This is a genomic window from Virgibacillus sp. MSJ-26, assembly GCF_018918075.1.
Classification (GTDB): Bacteria; Bacillota; Bacilli; order Bacillales; family Amphibacillaceae; genus MSJ-26.
Map to the genome: position 1 here is coordinate 1 of NZ_JAHLPW010000033.1, position 17,020 is coordinate 17,020.

Here is a 17,020-nt window from a genome sequence, read left to right on the forward strand (position 1 = left end):
TTTGACTTGGCCAATAGAATAACCTCCCAATCGTTATATTTTTATCTTACAATAAAAAAACTGAACTGCGAAGCAAGAGTCGTACGCTCTCTCACTTACACAGTTCAGTTTACACTCCCGCTTCATCTACCATAGGGGTCATTATTCCTCCAAGCATTCCAATGATTATTTTCGCTGGTTTGACGAATGCGTCGATTGGCGCATTGTTTTTAGGAGGAATCATTCCAGGAATTTTAATTGGTCTTGGCATGATGGTATTTGTTTACTTTTTAGCAATTAAACGTGATTATCCACGAGATTCTAAAGTGAAGATCGTGAATTTTTTAAAATTAGTTGCTCAAGCACTACCAGCTTTACTTACACCTATCATTATTATCGGTGGGATCATTTTCGGTCTATTTACAGCTACAGAAGCGGCAGCCATTGCTTCTGTTTATACCCTTGTTGTTTGTATGTTCTATTATAAAACCTTACGATTAAAGGACTTGCCTAAAATATTAATGGATACTTTAGCTTTGAGTTCACTTTCTTTGTTTGCCTTAGCCGCAGCAAGTGCTCTTGGCGAATTAATGAGTTATTATCAACTTGGAGCTTTAGCTGAAGAGTTTTTCACAAATAATATAAGCACGAAGGCTGTATTCTTACTGATCATTATTCTTTTCTTCTTATTTATCGGTACTTTTATGGATGCTATCCCGGCAATGATTCTATTTGTGCCAGTTATTTTACCAACGGCTCTAGAATTTGGTATTGATCCCGTTCATTTAGGGTTGATTGTAATTATTACACTAGCTATTGGCTTGGTTACACCTCCTTATGGATTATGTTTATTATTAGCTGCCAAGATTGGCGAAATGTCTATAGAAAGATCTTTTATCGCGGTCATTCCTTATATTGCGATTATACTAATTGTTATGTTATTCATTGCATTTTTCCCGGATATTGCATTTTATATTCCGCGAATGATTAATCCTAGTCTGTTCTAAAAGGTGGGAATTTAATTGATAAGTGATAAAAAAATAGTTGCAATTAAATCTGTAAATTATATTGAAGATGGTATGATAGTTGGCTTAGGTTCTGGTTCTACTGTAAATCAAATGTTATACGCTTTGGGTCAACGGATTAATGAAGGGTTAAAAGTTAAGTGTATTCCTGCATCAAAAAAAACCGAACGTCTAGCCAAGGATTTAAATATCCCACTTACTGATTTTTCGAAAGTTAGTAAAATTGATCTGACAATCGATGGGGCGGATGAAGTAGATGGTGATCTTAATCTGATTAAAGGTGGCGGTGGCTCATTAGTGAGAGAAAAGGTTGTCGCAATAGCTTCTGATAAAGTGATTATTATTGTTGATCATACAAAAGAAGTACAAAAACTAGGTCAAATTCCTATACCTATAGAAATTATACCGTTTGGTTGGAGGATGACTAGTAGATACCTTGAAGAATTAGGAGCAGATGTTACTTTAAGAAAAGTGGCAGGAAAACGATTTGTATCTGATAATGGCAACTATATTGTTGATTGTAAATTTGATGATATCTTGGCTGTAAATGAATTAAATAAAGTTATTAAACAAACTGTAGGGGTCGTAGAAACGGGTTTATTCATTGAAGTGGTCAGCAAACTGTTAAGTGCAAAAAATGGACAGGTCAAAATAATAGATAAGATAACAATGGAGGATTTATGAATGAAGAATATTGATGTTATAACGATTGGGGAAGCAATGATAACATTCAATCCCAAAGCAACAGGACCGTTAAAGTTTGTAAATACGTTTGAGAGAAAAGTCGGTGGTGCTGAATTAAATCTTGCTGTTGGTTGTGCACGACTTGGCTTGAAAACCGGTTATATAACCAAATTAGGTAACGATGAATTTGGCAGATATCTCTTATCCTTTATACGTGGGGAAAATATTAACACTTCGCATATTAATTTAGTTGATGGTTATCCTACTTCACTAAACTTTAAAGAAATAATGGAAAGCGGAGACACAAGAACTTTTTATTATCGTGATAAATCGCCAACCCTTACCCTTACAGCAAGTGATTTAGATGAGGAAATGTTTAAAAAAGCTAAAATATTACATTTAACTGGTATTTATCCTGCTATTCACCATGATAATATAAAAGTTTACAAACGTGCTATCCAATTAGCGAAGAAACATGATGTAAAAGTCTCCTTTGATCCTAATATTCGATTACGAATGTGGAGCAAGGAAAAAGCACGTGAGGTATTATCAGAAATTCTTCCTAATGTAGATATTTTATTGGCTGGACAAGATGAAATGCAAATTATCATTGGTGAGAAGAATCCAGAAACTATAATTAAGAAATCAAAGGATTTAGGTATTTCTTTTATAGCGATCAAACAGGGAAGTGAGGGGTCTGTTGGTTATTATAAAGGGACTACGATAAAGTCACCAGCGGTGAGAGCTGCTAAGGTGGCAGATACTGTAGGAGCAGGTGATGGTTTTAATGCAGGAATATTGTATGGTCTTCTTAATGCTTGGGATTTGGAAAGAACATTAACCTTCGCCAATACAATTGGATCCATGGTTGTTGGTGTTCGCGGCGATAATGAAGGACTCCCTTATTATGAAGATGTTCAAGCTCAATTGGGAGAAATAGAAAGAGTTGAACGTTAAAAAGAGGTGAACTAATGAAGTTACAATTGGCCCTAGACAGGCTGAAAAGAGAAGAATGCTTTCAAATACTAGAAGAAACTATAGACAATATAGATATTATTGAGGTTGGTACAGGTGTTATTAAAGAATATGGGATGTCAATTGTTAAAGAAATTAAGAGGCTATATCCCGAAAAATTGCTTTTAGCAGATATGAAAACATGTGATGCTGGACATCATGAAGCACTTCAAGCATTTGAAGCAGGTGCTGACATAACAACTGTGATGGGATTTGCTTCAGATATAACAATTACTGAAATGCAGAATATCGCCGAAAGATATCCAAAAAACATTATGGTTGATCTATTGGAGATTAATTCTAAAAAACGGATAATGGAATTGGAAAGATTAGGTGTGGGTTTAGTTAGCTTACATGTTGGTAAAGACAAACAGTCAGAAAGAAACTTTAATTTGGAACTATTTTCTTTAATAGAAGGAACTCAGCTGGATATTGCAGTTGCAGGAGGTATTAACATTGAGACCTTGCAAGAGATCGCACAAAGGAGACCGGACATTATTATAGTAGGGAGTGCGATTACGAAAGCTGAATCCCCCAAAACCATGGCAATGAACATGAAGGATGTTATTCGAGAATTTAGTTAAGTTTCCTTTAGATGAAATACCGAGTAAATTATTACTAATCACTGAGTTTATGATATGTAAACTGCTGTTAGTTAAGAGTAATTAAAACTATGTCATTTGTAAGGAAGCTTTCAGTAGGTGGTATATTTTAAATAGACGTGAATGAGAATGGCGATAAATAAAGTAATAGAGAGATAATAAACAGGTCCAATATTTCAAATGACGTTATGACGCTATTTGGTCTTTCGTAAATAATTAACGTGAATTATAATACAAATTACCTTAGATACAGTGATTCAATATAATAATATATCTACATTCACTTATAGGGGGAATAAAAATTGACGTTTGAAATTATTGCAACCACCTTAACAGATGCAAAACAGGCAGAAGAGTATGGAGCCGATCGTTTGGAACTTAGTCCAGGCATGTCGGAGTTAGGTATTACTCCAAGTTATGGTTTAATTGAATCGGTGACCCGCTCTATTAGTATCCCATTTAATACGATTATAAGACCACATAGCCAATCTTTTATCTATAATGAAGATGATTTAGCTGTCATGAAAAAAGATATACAGATGGTAAAGGAACTTGGAGGAAACGGGATTGTCATTGGAGCGTTAACAGCCGACCATGTTATTGATGAAGAGGTCATGAAACAATTGCTAGAATCCGCTGAGGGGTTGGATGTAACATTTCATAAGGCTTTTGATTTTGTGCGAGATCAAGAAGAAGCGTTGAAATGTCTTTCTCAATATCCGCAAATAAAGCGGATAGCCACTTCAGGTGGTCCTCAAGGTGCCACATTGGTTCCGCACAAAATGAAAAAATTAATCAATCTTGCTAAAGATACACAAATAGAGATTATGGTAGCAGGAGGATTGCGTGAAGATAATTTTAAAGAATTCTATAATAAAGTTAAACCAAAAGAAGTTCACTTTGGCTCAGGTATTAGGTTAGGTGATAGTTATTTACAACCTATTGATAAAAATAAAGTAGATAAAATGATAACAATATTTAAATCATGATGTTTTTTATGTAGTCTACTGTAAAATATTAAAAGGTTTCACCCATCGTTTTAAGGGTGAAACCTTTTTTTAATTGGATTAATTTATATTTTTTTATGATTATAATAATAAGTTTCTCATGGGTGAAATGTTTTTATGTTGCCTTGACTATAATTTACAAAAGTTCTAAAAAGGGGTACAAAATTGCACAATTATATGTGACTCATTTGGTCTTATAAATGGTATCAGAATAGGTTATTCTAAAATCAAGCGGTAGATTGTTGGTTCGTCATAATCATATTTAAAATACGCCCAAAACATGTATTATGACAACCAACCACTTGATGTCAATACTAGAAACGGTGGTGTTATATTATTGAATCAACGTAGTGCTGCTATATTAAATGAAATCCTAAAAGCTTATCCTTATATTTCCATAGAGGAGCTTTCAAACCAATTTAATGTTTCCAGACGAACAATTTATAAGGATCTGGATAAGGTGAATGACTGGTTGAAAGAACACTTTAACACCGAACTGATTAGGGTGAGAGGTAAAGGTCTTTATTTAGATCCTCAATTAAAGAATGAAATACTGCAGGAAAAAGAACTTCCTAATGAAACATATTATGAACACTCTAAAGTAGAAAGAAAAGCTTGGATGTTTATTTATATAGTAGGTCAACCTAAAGGTTGTTTACTTCAAGACTTCCAAGATTTATTTCAGGTTAGCCGTAACACAGTAATTGATGATATTAAGATTTTGAAAGATGAATTAGCTTTAAGTGAAGTAGAACTTCAAGCAGAAGGTAAAACGGGATATAACATCAGTGGTGATGAAATTGCAATTAGAAATTGCCTTATCAAATATTTGACAGAAGTTATTCCACAAGATATCTTGTATAATTTCTTTAAACATTCGGAGACAAATTTAAAACAGCATAGTAATGGGATACACCTATATAAGATTTTGTCTAAGGATGATTTGAAAAGTATTAAAAAGATTTTAGATGAATATGAACAATTGGTTGAAATTGAAATCACAGATGAAGTTCGTAATAGTCTTATTATCTGGTTTTACTTTTTCATTCAACGCATTAAACAAGAGAACTATGCCAAAGTGGATCCCGCTGAGACAGAAGTTATTAGTACTACAGAGGAGTTTATAGGGGCACAAAAACTATGCGGAAAACTGTCAAGATACTTCAATGTTGTAATTCCTACCAGTGAAGTCGTTTATTTTACAAGATATCTGCTAAGCGCGAAGGTTAATTATAATTTAAACATTCAAATTGAAAGCCAAGAAATGAAAGAATTAACCTCTGTTGTCGAAAAGATGGTATATGATTTTCAAAAATTTGCCGCAGTTGATTTTCCAGACCCTGAACAAATGATTTATAATTTGTTGCTCCATTTGAAACCAACTTATTACCGTAAAAAATATGGGATTCATATTCAAAATATCCTTAAGGGATCGATAAAAAAGAATTATCCAGAAATATTTCATTTAACAAAGAATGTTATCCACCATGTTGAAGATTTAATAGGACAAAAAATAGATGATAATGAAATAGCTTATCTTGCTATGCATTTTGGTGGATGGTTAAGACAAGAAGGTGTTGATCTTGAATTAAAGAGAAAGAAGATGTTGATTGTTTGCACGAATGGTTTGGGAACATCTCGTCTTTTGGAAAGTCAGTTACAACGGTTATTTACAGATGTGGACATTACCGATGTTATCTCGTTAAGAGAATATGAAGAAATAGACAAATTAAAGGAAGTTGCGGATTTCATTGTATCAACAATATTACTTCCAGATAGAGGTATTCCAGTTTTTGTTGTAGAGCCCATATTAAATAATCATGATAAAGCTCAATTATTGAAAAAAGTGAGTGGCTTATTTGAAGAAAACGTACAACAACAAATGATGTCTACAGATACCATCATCAATATTGTTAATCGTTATACTAATATTCAAGATGAGGAATCGCTGAGACGTGAGTTAGTAGCATATTTTCATTCGAGTATGAGCATTAGTAATAAAAACTACACAATCCCAGGTTTATTGGATTTATTGCCTGAAAGTAGAATTGAATTCAAAAGTAATATAAATGATTGGGAGAAAGCGATTGTCGAAGCTTCGACTCACTTGCTTGAACAAGGTTTTATTACGAAAGATTATATCGGAGAAATGATACAAGTCGTTAAAAAAGATGGACCATATATTGTTATATCTGATCGAATTGCTCTGCCACATGCTAGTGCAGAGAAAGGTGTAAATAAGACAGGAATGAGCATGCTATTCTTGAAAGAGGAAGTAGACTTGTTGGGTAAACCTGTTCGTATGTTCATTGTTTTGGCTTCCGTGGATAATGAACAACATTTAAAGGCTTTATCCCAATTAACCCAAATATTTTCTAATAAAACTCTTAAAAATAAAATAATGAAAACAAAGAATAAATATGAGCTTGTTGATTTGCTTAAACGGAACATTACAACTATGAGAATTGATTAAAGGATAGGTGGGCAAGGATTCTATGAGATTTTTAGATAATGGTTTAATAAAACTTGGAGCTGAAGTACAGACTGCAGAGGAAGCTATCCATGAAGCAGGTAATTTATTATTAAAAGAAGGAGTTGTTAAGCAAACTTATATTGATGCAATGTTGAAAGCGTATAAGGAAAACGGCCCGTATTTTGTATTGGCCCCTCATATTGCTATACCACATGCTCGTCCTGAAGATGGTGTTACAGAAGCCTCCGTATCCCTTTTACAATTGAAAACACCGGTAATATTCGGACATCAATCAAATGATCCAGTGCAACTAATCTTTGCTTTGGGGGCAGCATCAAGTGATGAGCATTTAACATTGTTACAAAAATTAACCGGACTTTTAAATGTTGGCAGTAATGTGGAGAAATTAATGAATGCAGTAAGTTTGGAAGAAATTAAAAACATATTAGAAATGGAGATGTAAACGATGAAAAAAATTTTAACGGTGTGTGGTTTAGGACAAGGTACAAGCTTAATTTTAAGAATGAATGTAGAGCAGGCTCTTAACGATAAAAATATAAAGGCAGATGTTGAACATACAGATGTTTCATCTGCGTCCAGCATGCAAGCGGATTATATTATCACCAGTAATGAATTGGCAGAAAGTTTAGGTAGTCATTCGGCAAAAGTAATTGTAGTAAATAATTACTTTGATATGGACGAGATTAACCAGGCGATTGATCAGTATATTACTGAGTAATGATTAAAAAGGAGTGAATATAAAATGAGTGCCATTTTAGATGTGGTGATGTGGCTAGCCGATAACATATTTGGCGAGCCGGCTATTTTAATAGGACTTATTGTATTAATAGGTTTGTTGCTACAAAAGAAAACCGCTAGTCAAACGATTAGTGGTACATTCAAGGCAATTATTGGATTTTTAATTATCACCTTGGGAGCGGATATCATCTCGGGAGCACTATCAGTTTTCGAACCATTATGGGCAGAGGTATTCAACCTAGAGTCTGAATCATTCAGCGGATATATGGGACAGGAAGCATTTAATGGGAAATTTGGTAGTGCTGTAGCTTTGGCAATGGCCATTGGTTTTATCATTAACGTTTTAATAGCAAGATTTACTCGCTTTAAATATATTTATTTAACAGGACATATGATGTTTTGGACTACTACAATATTTGCAGGGGTTGTAGTTCAGGTTGCGGATGATGTTTCCTTCTGGCCACTTGTTATCTTTTTATCTGTTGTTATGGGATTATATTGGGCCCTTCAACCAGCAGTCGTTCAACCATATATGAGAAAAGTAACAGGTAACGATAATGTTGCGTTGGGGCATACTTCAGCAGCAGCTGTATTGCTATCGGCATGGGCTGGAAAATGGCTAGGTAACAAAGAAAAGGATTCTGAAAAAATTAAGGTACCAAACGGCTTGGAATTTTTAAGAGATTCAAACGTTATAACAGCATTGACGATGGGGATATTATTCATCATAGGTGCCATTGTTGTCTTATTCAGAGACACAGCAGGTGCCCAAGAACTCGTAGCGTCTACTGATCAAAACTTTATCGTATATGCTATTATTCAATCCTTTACTTTCACTGCCGGAATCGCAGTTGTATTAACTGGTGTTCGTATGTTTATTGGTGAAATTGTTCCAGCCTTTAGAGGTATTGCAACAAAACTTGTACCAGGAGCTAAGCCAGCTCTCGATGCTCCAATTGTGTTCCCTTACGCACCCAATGCGGTTATTTTAGGTTTCCTTGGTGCGTTCATTGGTGGTATTGTTTGGTTGGTTATATTAGGAAATACTGTCGGTTACGTTTTTGTCCCGACAATGATTGTATTATTCTTCCACGGAGCAACAGCTGGAGTGTTTGGTAATGCAACCGGAGGAGCACGTGGTGCGGTTATCGGTGGTTTCATTACTGCAACTGTTGTAGCCTGGGGTCAATATATAATGGTGAGAATGCTAATACCAGATACCATCCCAGATACCGGTATGTGGGCTGCTGACACGGATATGTTTGTTTTAGGACCAATCATAAGATTCTTATCACAACTTTTCTTTGGTTAGAGAATGGATCAATTTAGGGGGGGGAAGTTCACTGAACTACTCCCTATTTACACTATACAAATATAAAAGGAGACTTACATCATGAGCTTTATTCGAACTTTCCACGGCGATATTGACCCTGATGAATTAGGATTTACCTATTCCCATGAACATATTGTATGCCGACCACCATATTGGGTAGAGAAACAAGTAGATGATTTATTGTTGGACGATAAAGAAAAGTCCCAGAAGGACGTCATGGATTTTAAAAAGTTAGGTGGCCAAGCTATTGTTGATGCTACGGCAATTGATTATGGTCGGGATGTTCATGCGGTAAAAGAAATTGCTAATGAGACAGGAATTAAAATTATTGGAACAGCGGGTTTTAATAAAAGCTTTTTGTGGACAGCTGCTATACCTGAACGTCTGAAAAAAACTACTGGAAATTACGATACCTTTTATGAATGGATTGAAGATTCATCAATCAACGAATTAACCGATTTTGTTATTAAGGAAATTGAAGAAGGGTTGGAAGGTAGTGGGATTCCCGGTGGTCAAGTGAAATTTGGAACAGACTATAATCGAATCACGCCCCTTGAGGAAAAAACATTGCGGGCAGTAGCTAGGGCACATCATGAGACAAAAGCACCTATTCATTCCCATACAGAGGCAGGGACAATGGCCCTTGAACAAATAGAGCTTTTAAAAAGCGAAGACATTAATCTAGAATATATGAGCTTTGGTCACATGGATCGTAATCCAGATCCTTTTTACCACGAAAAAGTAGCAAAAACAGGTGCATTTTTATCATTTGACGGCATATCAAAAATAAAATATGCACCAGAAAGCACACGTATTCATTGTATCTTAGAACTTGTTAAAAAAGGATTTGAAGATCAAATATTGGTAAGTGGTGATACTGCTCGAAAAAGTTACTACAAACATTATGATTATGGATTAGGACTTGAAAATATTCTTGGGAAGTGGGTTCCTCGTTTTATTGAAGAAGCGAACCAAAAAGGTTTTGACGGTGAGAGCCTGATTGAAAAATTCTTTATTCATAATCCTAAGCGTTGCTTTACCTTTAAAAAATGATAGGTGGTGACATTAATTGTATTTACAACATGAAAACTCATATGAAATAAAAGAAAAAATAGATGAATCTGAAATTGCAATTTTGCCAGTAGGTGCTGTGGAGGCACATGGACCACATCTCCCTCTTGGAACAGATAACCTCTTAGCCGAACGTTTAGCGGAGAAACTTGCTGAAAGGGTGAACGGATTTGTGCTTCCAACTTTATCCTATGGTCAAGTTTGGAGTCTAAGAAACTTTCCCGGTAGTATCAATATTAGTAATGAATCTATGATAGGATTTTTAGTTGATATTGGTAAAAGTCTTCATAATCAAGGGTTCACCACTTTTGCAATGGTTAATGGGCATCTTGGTAATGGAACTGCATTAAAAGAAGCGGCACGTGTTCTGTATGAAACGTGTCCGGAAATGCGTGTTTTTTATTTCTTTTATCCTGGCATGAGTAAAGCTGCGGAAGAAGTTAGGGAAACCAAATCTTCACATAACACATATTTTCATGCCTGTGAAATTGAAACGTCATACATGCTCTATTTAGCGCCTGAATATGTTGATATGGACAAAGCAATAACAGAGGCCCCGGTTATTCCTGATTCGGCAGATGTGACACCAACTCCTTGGGAAGAATTTACGGAAACAGCTGTTTTAGGAGATGCTAGGCTTGCCACTAAAGAAAAAGGTGAATATATAGTCGAGATTGCTTTAAAGAATATGGTGAACATCCTTATTAATAGCAGGAAGGTGTAAAGATGGATGCTAAATTAAAAGGAAAGTTTTTATTCAACTTTCTTGCAAAAGACAAAGAAAATGCAACAGATATTATGGAGGCAGGGGGTGGTTATGTTGTCCCCGGTATTGCATCCGATCAATATTCAATAGATGAAGCCGTAAATAAAGTTCAAGAGCTTAAAACTGTGACTGATACAGTCAGTATTGGCCTTGGAGGTGGAGGCGATACGAGCAACTGGAAAAAAGTATTAGATATTGCTGCAGCTTCTAATGCAGGTCATTTAAACCAACCATTTGAAACGGCATCATATTCACAGGGTTTTTTAGAAGGTAAAGAACAGAAACAATTAGTGAATGCATTAGTGCAACCTACAGGAGAAAAAGGTAAAATTCAATTGGCTAATTCGAAGAAAATCATGAATGTGGAAAGCTTTTTGGAAATTGCATCTGCTTTGGGAATATCCAGTATAAAACTTATGCCTATTAAGGGGCTTGTCCATTTAGATGAACTTATTCATATAACAAAAATGGCGAGTGTTTACGGTATTGAAGGTATAGAACCAGCTGGTGGAATAAACTTAGGTAATATAGGTGAAATAGTTGAAGGGGTTAAGAATATTGATATTGGATTCTTCATGCCCCATATTTTTGGGTCCGTTATCGACTCAAAAACCGGTAATACCATGCCGGAAACCGTAAAGATGATTTATAAAGAGGTGGAGGGGTTATAATGATTCATAATTACTTTAGTAACATTACTGACTTGCTCAAAAAAGTAGAAAAAGAGGAACAAGATGTATTGACAAAGGCCTCTAAAAAAGTGTCTGAATCCATTCAGAATGACGGTGTTGTACATTTATTTGGTTGTGGTCATTCGCATATTTTAACTGAAGAAGTTTATTATCGTGCGGGTGGACTGGTGCCTATTCATCCGATTTTGCATGAACCATTGATGTTACATGAAGGTGCGGTTCGTTCTTCTTCACTTGAACGTGAAAATGATTACGCCCATAAATTCATGGAACAACAGGATATCCGAACAGGAGACGTTATATTTGTCATCTCAACGTCAGGAAGAAATCCTGTTCCTGTAGACGTAGCAAAAATTGCAAAACAAAAGGGAGCGTATGTTATAGGAATAACGTCAATTGAATATTCCTCGAGTCAACCGTCACGTCACACTAGTGGAAAACATTTATTTGATGCAGTTGACTTGGTTATCAATAACCACGCTCCAATTGGGGATGCCTTGCTGTCGTATGAAAAAGTTAGTGTCAAATTTGCCCCAAGCTCAACAGTAATTGGCGCTACGATTTTAAATGCAATATTAGCTGAATCTATTAAACATATGGCTGATTCCAATTATAATCCACCAATATTTTTAAGCGGTAATATTGAAGGAGCGGACGAGCATAATAATAAATTAATTGAAAAATATAAGGGAAGGGTTAAACTATAAATCCATAAGGCATAATATTAGTTTAATGAATTGATCTGTTAGATATAATTAGGTTATGAGCACAGGCACTCCATAGGGAAGCCTGTGTTTTTTAGTGCTTAATATACTATGTCGAATTTTTTCGGGTGTAGAAATGGGCAGAGCTTCTGTAGACCCACGACGTCGAGATATTAGCTATTATAGCTAATTGAACTGTATTGGGAAAGCTGACTCACTTAAAGTAATGTGTTAAAATTTTAAATGAATTGAATGTTATACTTGTTACATGTGACTAACTTGATTAGGCATGACAAAAAAATGAATTACCATTTTATTTTGTCATGCCTTTTTTATATCTTTTTTTGATTACGTTTTAAAGGAGGGGATACATATCCGGATATGATGTTGAAAAAAAGTTCATTAGACATAACGACGCCCAAAAAGCGTGAGTTGGTTTATCCGTTTATCCTTCTATATATATATAGAAGCAGAGACTGAAGTGGTAACGAAATGCTTACGGCTCAACACTTAAAAATAGGGAATTCTCCCCATATAAAAGCTACAAACCATATGATAGAATTATCATAATAATCATTTAAGTCATAATATCATTTTGCTAGGGGGATAGATTTGGAAGGAGAGATTATTAAATTTTATCGTGAAAAACAAAATCTTACCCAAGCTCAATTGGGGGAAGGGATTTGTACTACTACACATGTAAGTAAAATTGAGCGAGGGAAAACAGCATACTCTGAAGAAATGATAATGATGTTTTCTGATCGATTAGCGATTGATATAAAACAAGAAGTGAATAAATTTAAGAGTTTAGAAACATTGTTACAACAATGGCTTGAAGCAATTATTATGAGAAGATTTAAGGAAATGGAAGACAAAAAAGATGAAATTGAAAGGATTCCTTTTATTCAATCTACTTATTATGCGGATTTTTATCACTTACTTAAAGCTAGACATTTAATAATTCAAGGAGAAAGAACTAAAGCGCTAGAATTATTAGAGTACGTGAATGAATCATATGCTAGCCTTGCCGAGTATGAGAAAAATCTTTTATTTCATACATATGGCGTATATTATATTAGTGATAATGCGAAAGTAGATAATGAAAGTAATTCTATGCCAATCCATTATTTAAAAAAAGTAAATATGGAACAATACGGTAATAAAGAGTATTATTATCACTTGGCCATTGCTTATCATTTTATTGGTTCTTATATTATGGCTTATTTTTTTGCAGAAAAAGCATTACACTTTTTTAAAGAAACAAATAATTATGCTCAATCCATTAATGCTGAATCAGTTATGCTTTTACAAATGAGTAGGGATACTTCTGTCGATTTTGATGAACTAGTTAATCGTTATAAAAATTTAATTCATAATAGTGAGATCCTTGGTTTGAATGACAAAAGATCACTACTATTAAATAATTTAGGCTTCGAGTATTTTAATAAAGGTGAATATGCTTTATCAAAGCAGTGCTACAAACAAGCATTACAAATAGACGCTCCTGATTCAAACTCTTATTTGCTTCATTTATGTAATTATATTGATGCGTGTTTAGAAGAGGGGATTTATAGCAAAACATTTCTATTTAAAAAAATAAAGGAAGGCTTTTCCCTAGCTAAGAAGTTAAAAAGTACGCATTTTTTAATTGTGTTGAAGTTATTGAAATTGAAAACTGAAAATAATACTACAGCTTATTTTCAGTTTATTGAGGAAAAAGCCTTGCCTTATTTTACTACCACAGGGCATATCATATATCGTAATAGATATGGAAAGGTTTTATTAAATCGGTATATTGAATCGAATCAATATATGGAAGCGACAAAAGTCTTTTCTGAACAATTTTTAAATAAAACTCCCGAGAATATGTAGTGTATTCTCGGGTTTATTCATTATTTTTCTTCATCCTCTTCATCATAATTAGTACCCTCTGTTTGTTCCGCAATAAATTTCCATTCAAGTTCTAAAGAATCCCCTTGAAACTGATTTTGGTCTTCTCCATTTTCAACAAATTCGAATAAAACAATGATTTTATCCGTATCGCCAGGCTCTAGACCATTTGGTCCTTTTCCTCCACCAACAAACTCATCAATAGCGGTAATATCTGGGGTCATGTCTTCTAATTCTTTTAATGTGGTTTCCATTATTTCAACCGTAGCATTTGCTTGGTTATAAAGGATTTTCACATTAATATGCTCACCAAAATCTTCCGTATTATCACCTTCCACATCATCAACGATGTAGCTCGTTTCTAGTAATACCTTTTCGATATCTAAGGTACCATTATTTGTTACATTAAATTCCCGTGAAATTTCATCTCCAGGTTTTAGATTATCTATGTTCACAATCGTTTCCGGATTAACGGATAAATCGAGGGTTCCAGCAGCAAATGTATTATTTGTTTCAACTTGATCACTGAAATAAGCGTAAGTTCCACCGCCTATTAAAGAAAAACCTAGAGCTGCCGTTAATACACCTGCACTTACTTTTTTTGCAAAACTCATTTTATTTCCTCCTCTTGTTTGATTTAATTTTGCTTATCTTTCTATTAAAAAAAAACGTATATACAGATAAATGCTAGAAAGACCACTTACAATTTTTCGCCTGCCCCCCCTTTACTTTTTGAAGTAACTAGATTTTACTCTAGCATTTTATCTGAAAACTGTAAATTGGGTTATTTTTCTACTAAATAGTACAGTTAAAGCCATATTTTTAAGGGGAAAGTTACTAAACCTTATTAATATCACCTTTCATATAACCCAATTGACTGTAATCTAGTAGCCCCTAATAATAGAATGTGAACTCAAAATAAAAAGAGGTGATTTTGTTGAAGAGAAAAGGTTTTAGAAAAAAAGCAATGCCGGTGGTACTAGCAGCATCGCTAACTTTTTCTGGGCTATCGTTACCCGGAGTAACAGTATTTGCAAGCGAACAACAAAAAGTGAAGTTTAACGAAGAATTACACACACCTGCGTATATGGTAGGAGAATGGGATACAGCAGAAGGAATTAGCAAAGAAGAGGCTGTATATTTATTCCTCCAACAAGAAGTATTACAGCCTAAAGGGAAATCATTATCAGGAAATGTAGAGAAGCAGATAGAGGCAGGGAAGAGCCAATTTAAAATCATAGATAAAGTAAAAGATAATGAAACAAACACAGAACATTTTCGAACTGTTGAAACCTATAATGACATACCTATTTATGGCTCTGAGCAAACAATAGCAGTAGGAGAAGAAAATCAGGTTTCTACCTATTTTGGTAAGGTAACACCTAACTTAGCACGAACTGTAGTATCTACAGAGGCTGAATTAACTGAAGATGATGCCCTGGATGTTGTGAAGAATGATATCGAAAAAGAAATCGGCGAAGTAAAAAATTATGATGGCATTGATTCGGAACTTGTTTTATATCCTGAGGATGGGGACCACACTTTAGTATATTATGTTAAGGCATCTACTTCCAAACCAGCTCCTGGATATTTCCATTACTTTGTTGATGCTACAACTGGCGAAGTTATCAATGATTACGATGCTGTCCATGAAATAGCACCAACATTAGAAGATTCACGAGAAGATAGCTTTTCAGAAGATGATGCAGATGATGAACTTCCAGAAATACCAGAAGTTCCACAAATTCCAGATCCTGAAGATCCGGATTTATCTGAACCAGTTACGTCTAGGGGGATAGATATATTTGGAAATATGTTATCCTTTGAGTCCATTTTAGATAAGGAAACAAATGAGAACTTTTTATATGATGGAACAAGAGGTGACGGAGTTCATACATTCCAAGCAAATCGTATGCCAGAAACGGCTTTTATACTTCTCTCTGCTTTATTAGGACTTACGGGATTTGAAGTAACATCTAATTCTGACTTTTTCTATGATCCGGCCGCTGTGTCAGCACATGTGAAAGCTGGAAAAGTTTATGATTACTATGAGGAAGTATTTGATAGGGATTCGCTTGATGATGAGGGTACGAAGCTTATTTCAACTGTACATGTTGGATCACAATGGAATAATGCAGCGTGGAACGGTAAACAAATGATGTATGGTGATGGCGATGGAGAATTAATGATTTCCACTTCAGGTAGTTTAGATGTTATTGGACATGAAATGACTCATGGAGTGATTACAAATACAGCTGATCTTATTTATGAAGATGAGTCAGGTGCCTTAAATGAATCACTTGCAGATATTATGGGAGCTTTCATCGAAGACAAAACTGGTGATGATTTGTGGCTATTAGGTGAAGATATTTACATGCCACATAACCCTGATGTTGGTCTTCGTGACATGAAGGACCCTGCTTCTGTTCCTATGGCACTTACAGAAACAGGTTTCTATCCAGATCATTATGATGACCGATATCTTGGAGAAGAAGACAATGGTGGAGTTCATATTAATAGTAGTATTAACAACAAAGCGGCACACTTAATTACTGACGGTGGGACACATTACGATGTCACAGTTGAAGGAATCGGTAAAGACAAAGCTGAAAAAATATTTTATCGTACGATTACACATTATCTAGCAGCTTCATCTGATTTTAGTGAAATGCGCCAGGCAGCCATCCAAGCTGCTGAAGATCTTTATGGAGAAGGATCTACCGAAGTAGAATCAGTTATGGCAGCATATGATGCAGTTGGTGTTCAATAAAAAATGTGAAATTTGAGGTTGGGACATAAGTATTTTAGTTAATGTAAAAGCGAAGTATTTTTCCGAAGCGAATAACGCTCGCTTAAAATTGTTCGTCTTTTAATTACTAATACTTAGTTTTGTCCTAGCCTCTTTCCTACGATTAGTCAAGTCTAAACCTTATAAATTCAATAAGGATTTATTGATTGAAAAAATTTGGCATATCAAATAAACCCCATGTATTTAATTTTTTAAACTGTGGGAAGATATGT

Annotated in this window: 16 protein-coding genes; 15 read left to right on the forward strand and 1 reads right to left on the reverse strand. The window is 34.8% G+C overall.

The annotated features are described in order from the left end of the window. The first annotated feature begins 65 nt into the window (after window positions 1-65). The 14 genes from KQI49_RS18040 (at window position 66) to KQI49_RS18105 (ending at window position 13,981) form a co-directional block, all read left to right on the forward strand. Entirely contained in the window at window positions 66-986 is a 921-nt protein-coding gene (locus KQI49_RS18040) for a TRAP transporter large permease subunit (protein WP_371817607.1), read from the forward strand. A gap of 15 nt (window positions 987-1,001) precedes the next feature. Beyond that, on the forward strand, window positions 1,002-1,688 hold the full coding sequence (gene rpiA / locus KQI49_RS18045; protein WP_256439034.1) for a ribose-5-phosphate isomerase RpiA: 687 nt from the start codon (window positions 1,002-1,004) through the stop codon (window positions 1,686-1,688). Beyond that, complete coding sequence (locus tag KQI49_RS18050) at window positions 1,689-2,645, forward strand: sugar kinase (RefSeq protein ID WP_216490964.1); 957 nt, start codon at window positions 1,689-1,691, stop codon at window positions 2,643-2,645. A gap of 14 nt (window positions 2,646-2,659) precedes the next feature. Then, window positions 2,660-3,286, forward strand: a complete 627-nt coding sequence (hxlA, locus tag KQI49_RS18055; RefSeq protein WP_216490965.1) for a 3-hexulose-6-phosphate synthase — start codon at window positions 2,660-2,662, stop codon at window positions 3,284-3,286. Window positions 3,287-3,606: 320 nt separating this feature from the next. Next, window positions 3,607-4,293, forward strand: a complete 687-nt coding sequence (locus KQI49_RS18060) for a copper homeostasis protein CutC (RefSeq protein WP_216490966.1) — start codon at window positions 3,607-3,609, stop codon at window positions 4,291-4,293. A gap of 355 nt (window positions 4,294-4,648) precedes the next feature. Beyond that, window positions 4,649-6,784: a BglG family transcription antiterminator gene (locus KQI49_RS18065; RefSeq protein WP_216490967.1), complete on the forward strand. Its 2,136-nt coding sequence runs from the start codon at window positions 4,649-4,651 to the stop codon at window positions 6,782-6,784. Between the two features lie 22 nt (window positions 6,785-6,806). After that, the gene (locus tag KQI49_RS18070; protein WP_216490968.1) at window positions 6,807-7,247 is read left to right on the forward strand and encodes a PTS sugar transporter subunit IIA; all 441 of its coding nucleotides are present in this window, start codon (window positions 6,807-6,809) and stop codon (window positions 7,245-7,247) included. A gap of 3 nt (window positions 7,248-7,250) precedes the next feature. Further along, complete coding sequence (locus KQI49_RS18075; protein ID WP_216490969.1) at window positions 7,251-7,523, forward strand: PTS sugar transporter subunit IIB; 273 nt, start codon at window positions 7,251-7,253, stop codon at window positions 7,521-7,523. A gap of 24 nt (window positions 7,524-7,547) precedes the next feature. Next, entirely contained in the window at window positions 7,548-8,855 is a 1,308-nt protein-coding gene (locus tag KQI49_RS18080; protein ID WP_216490970.1) for a PTS ascorbate transporter subunit IIC, read from the forward strand. Window positions 8,856-8,936: 81 nt separating this feature from the next. Beyond that, window positions 8,937-9,929 (forward strand): phosphotriesterase family protein, encoded by a 993-nt coding sequence (locus KQI49_RS18085; RefSeq protein ID WP_216490971.1) that lies wholly within the window; start codon window positions 8,937-8,939, stop codon window positions 9,927-9,929. A gap of 16 nt (window positions 9,930-9,945) precedes the next feature. After that, window positions 9,946-10,671, forward strand: a complete 726-nt coding sequence (locus KQI49_RS18090; RefSeq protein ID WP_216490972.1) for a creatininase family protein — start codon at window positions 9,946-9,948, stop codon at window positions 10,669-10,671. A 2-nt stretch (window positions 10,672-10,673) separates the two neighbouring features. Beyond that, window positions 10,674-11,384: a KDGP aldolase gene (locus KQI49_RS18095; protein ID WP_216490973.1), complete on the forward strand. Its 711-nt coding sequence runs from the start codon at window positions 10,674-10,676 to the stop codon at window positions 11,382-11,384. Beyond that, window positions 11,384-12,112, forward strand: a complete 729-nt coding sequence (locus KQI49_RS18100) for an SIS domain-containing protein (RefSeq protein ID WP_216490974.1) — start codon at window positions 11,384-11,386, stop codon at window positions 12,110-12,112. Before KQI49_RS18095 ends, KQI49_RS18100 begins: the two co-directional genes overlap by 1 nt. A 609-nt stretch (window positions 12,113-12,721) precedes the next feature. Continuing rightward, the gene (locus KQI49_RS18105; protein ID WP_216490975.1) at window positions 12,722-13,981 is read left to right on the forward strand and encodes a helix-turn-helix domain-containing protein; all 1,260 of its coding nucleotides are present in this window, start codon (window positions 12,722-12,724) and stop codon (window positions 13,979-13,981) included. 20 nt (window positions 13,982-14,001) lie between these two features. Here KQI49_RS18105 and KQI49_RS18110 read toward each other — a convergent pair whose 3' ends face one another. Further along, a complete protein-coding gene (locus tag KQI49_RS18110) occupies window positions 14,002-14,613 on the reverse strand; it encodes a TasA family protein (RefSeq protein WP_216490976.1) in 612 nt (203 codons plus the stop codon). Between the two features lie 314 nt (window positions 14,614-14,927). Here KQI49_RS18110 and KQI49_RS18815 point away from each other — a divergent pair, with 314 nt between their 5' ends. Next, window positions 14,928-16,769 (forward strand): M4 family metallopeptidase, encoded by a 1,842-nt coding sequence (locus KQI49_RS18815; RefSeq protein WP_371817606.1) that lies wholly within the window; start codon window positions 14,928-14,930, stop codon window positions 16,767-16,769. Window positions 16,770-17,020 lie beyond the last annotated feature (251 nt).